The organism is Ihuprevotella massiliensis, assembly GCA_900095835.1.
In the GTDB taxonomy this organism is placed as follows: domain Bacteria; phylum Bacteroidota; class Bacteroidia; order Bacteroidales; family Bacteroidaceae; genus Alloprevotella; species Alloprevotella massiliensis.
The window spans coordinates 1-3,236 of the sequence record LT608318.1 but is presented as its reverse complement, the minus strand read 5'-3'; the positions used below and the strand labels follow the sequence as shown (position 1 = coordinate 3,236).

Below are 3,236 nucleotides of genomic sequence, written 5' to 3'. Positions count from 1 at the left end.
GCTCTTCCTACGATCTGCAACAACTCACCATCGGTGAGCAAGAACCAGAGGATACGGAGAAACAATAACGCTTTCGCCTTGCTCTTTCATGGCATCTCATGCTTTTTATTTAGGCAGCTTCTAAGGGAGCTGCTTATGCTGTTAAGTCCTCACTTTCGTGTAGGGCTTTTCTGCTTTTTAGGCGATGTTCTTATGGATATTGTGCCTGCAAGATTACTTCTGCACAACTTCACTTTCGGAGGCATTGTTACCTATTGTTGTCCGGTAAAAGTTTTCTGAATGATAAAATAAGGCTGAAATCCTGCAAGAGGGTTTCAGCCTTATTTGTTACTTTAGTTATTGCAAAAAACATTAGTACCTTGACCCAAAGTACACATTTTGCCGGACAGCAAGTCTATAATCAGGTCATAAATTGCTGGATAAAGCCTAAATTCAAAAAATAGTCTCGAAACACTAGAGCGAGCGTTATGTTAAACGATTGACAGGCTGGAAAACACCTCATCATTATGCTCTTTGGGGTTCTCAAACACTATGACTCCCTACTTGAATTGGAGATTGGCATGAAAGCCGAGACAATGAAACTCTCCCACTTGAGACTTGACTACGTTGTCCGTTGCTGCTCACTTGCAGAAGCAAACTAGCGGCGACTACAAGAGTTCTTTGCCAACGTCTATGCCTCCCTGCTGGAACACTACACTCTAAATAGCGGGTAAAACTTTTTGGGAGCATTTATTGGAGCCTATTCTGAGAGAAAATAAGAACTCCCTATCCCCTTATCCCTGTATTGAGCTTTCTTTTATTGTATTCTGAAGGATTTTTAGAAATGTGGAGTTTCTATGGTTGGCATCCTCAACAAGTGCAGTAATGTCCATTATATAGGAATTCTGAATGACTTTAATATCACTATCTAAAGACGCTTTAATCGTTTTCGACCGGTAGTATATATTCCCTTGAGAAAACAAGGGTACATATTGATTATTTTCAAGGTGTAGTCTATAGTCATCGTCCATATCAACGATACCATAGAACCACATTCTTTGAATGCGGTTTTTGTAGTACTTAGCTAGTTGTTGTGTTCTTTTGTCTAATTGAAACTCAACAATAGAGTTCTTATCAGCTTGTAGCCCAATGCGTTTTAGTTCAACGATTACGACATCAAATTTTTCATTACAATTTATGGGGTTACTTGAAAAGAATATTGTGATATCTGGTCTATCATTGTCTTTTTCGTTTTCTTCCCCATCGGTAAGCACCTCAAAAACCTTAGTCATTTCTGCTTCACTCAAAACAGTTCGATAAGTCATAAACTTATCATCTAGCACCCAGACATTATTGCGATAGATATCGTTCATTATCTCGGAAGAATGAAACTCACATCTTTGAGGAGATATGATATTGTGTAGATCCCTTTCTTTGTTGTCTTTAGATAAAGATTTGAGTTTTTTTATGACATTCTGTCGGAATATTATATATTGCGCTAAAGACCTTGATGACAATGTCATACATTTATCATATTGTTCCTCTGTTAGATTTGTCGCATTAAGGATTTCTTTTTGATCTTGAAAGAATTTATCCTGTGCTTTTTTGAGAACATCTACAGGGTCCATATAGCCAATTTCGTCATCCACAAAATATCCAGATAGATGGGGGTATTTTTGTTCTAGATTTTCTTTCTTTTGGTTGTTTCTTTTTTCAATAGCAGGGATTTCTGTATGAAGAATTTCTGTTATTGCTCTTCTGAAAATATTTTGAATTTCTCTGAACTCCGTATCAGCAATGCGAAGGTTCTGCCTGGACTCATCTACATTCCCTTTGAACGATTCTGAAATCAAAAGAAAAACCATATCATATAGAGAGGGCATAGCTTTTTCTGATATAATATCCACAAGTTGACTTCGATCATCAACACCAATAGCTGTAACAATCCTCTGTTGGCTCATTTCCGAAGGTTCGAGTTTCTTAATGTGATAATACAGCTCAAATGGTTCAAATAGATGAATTCTATGATCAATCTTATAACGTTTCAATTCAGGAAGTTCTGAAGTATTTAGCGTTTTATCCGCTCTGCAAATCCGATCAACCTTAGAAGAAACAGAAATGGATATGTGGTTATTCTTTAGCTTATTCTTGTATAGTCTGAGATAAAATTTATCAAGTATCTGTTTGATAATCACTTGTGGTCTCACATAATCCCAACGAGCCAATTTCTTCCCTGTAAAAGAACTCATTTGTAAAGTTGTACCACTTGGAGACTCTTCAACGTCAGTAACTTGAGAGTCTCCTGAAAAATTTTCGGAGAAAACAAATGAACGTTTTTGGGTTCTGTTGTAATGGCTTTCAATTTTTATTGTTTCAAAATAACACAAGTAGACTAGTCGACCTAAGCCTTTATGACTTTCTTCGTCAACATCAAGTAATTTCCCAAATTTAGAGAATCGATCTTCTGTAAAACCTACACCATTATCAGTAATAGTTAATGAGAGGTTACATAGTTCATCCTTATTATCCAATTTAATGTCAATAGAGAACTCTGTTGCTTCTGCATCCAGTGCATTAGCAAAAGCTTCAAAGAATATCATCTCAAAGGATGAATTATTGAAGAATACTCGAATAGCCTGAGAGATATTAACTTCCATTACAATATTTTCTAGTCAATCACCTAAGTAGTTTTGCAAAGGTAGTAATCAATCTTCAAATAACAGCAAGATTGCTCGTAAAAGTGATTAATCTTTTATAGCTCTCTAATAAACTTCAAAACACCACAAGAAACCTCAATTATGCCTTTTAAAATAGAACGTCGGGTTTTCATTTTCAAAAGGCAAGCCCCCTAATCAAAAAAATGATGGTTCCAGCAGTGGTGCCTACCACTTTTTTTCTCCCCTCGTTTCGGGCGATGTGCAGGCGAAGCATTATCTCAAGCAAGTACATCTCGAACCAGGTGATTTAGCTCCTGTGCTCGACGTGGAAAGCATCGGCACGCTCTCTGCTGAACAACTGCGCAGTGAAGTGGCTGAGTGGCTCAACATCGTGGAGAAGCACTACAACACCACGCCTATCATCTACACGGGACTGAAGTTTAAGGAGAAATATCTCAACACACCTACCTTCGATCGCTATCATTTTTGGATAGCGCACTACTACGTGAAACAATTGTCCTACAAGGGCAAATGGAAGTTTTGGCAATTCACCGATCGTGGTAAGATTGATGGCATCTCTGGCGATGTGGATTTGAATGT

Annotated in this window: 1 protein-coding gene and 1 pseudogene; one reads left to right on the top strand and one right to left on the bottom strand. The window is 37.6% G+C overall.

Going from position 1 to position 3,236, the window contains the following annotated elements; genetic code table 11:
* Positions 1 to 773 precede the first annotated feature (773 nt).
* Positions 774 to 2,636, bottom strand: coding sequence for an ATP-binding protein (locus BQ2633_RS00020; RefSeq protein ID WP_075564441.1), 1,863 nt, complete (start codon positions 2,634 to 2,636; stop codon positions 774 to 776).
* Positions 2,637 to 2,889: 253 nt separating this feature from the next.
* Here BQ2633_RS00020 and BQ2633_RS00015 point away from each other — a divergent pair.
* Positions 2,890 to 3,236 (top strand): annotated as a pseudogene (locus tag BQ2633_RS00015) (GH25 family lysozyme); the annotation flags it as partial.

What these genes read in the sequence shown, in the direction of transcription:
- BQ2633_RS00020 (WP_075564441.1), bottom strand. Translation starts at nt 2,636, where the DNA reads ATGGAAGTTAATATCTCTCAGGCTATTCGAGTATTCTTCAATAATTCA.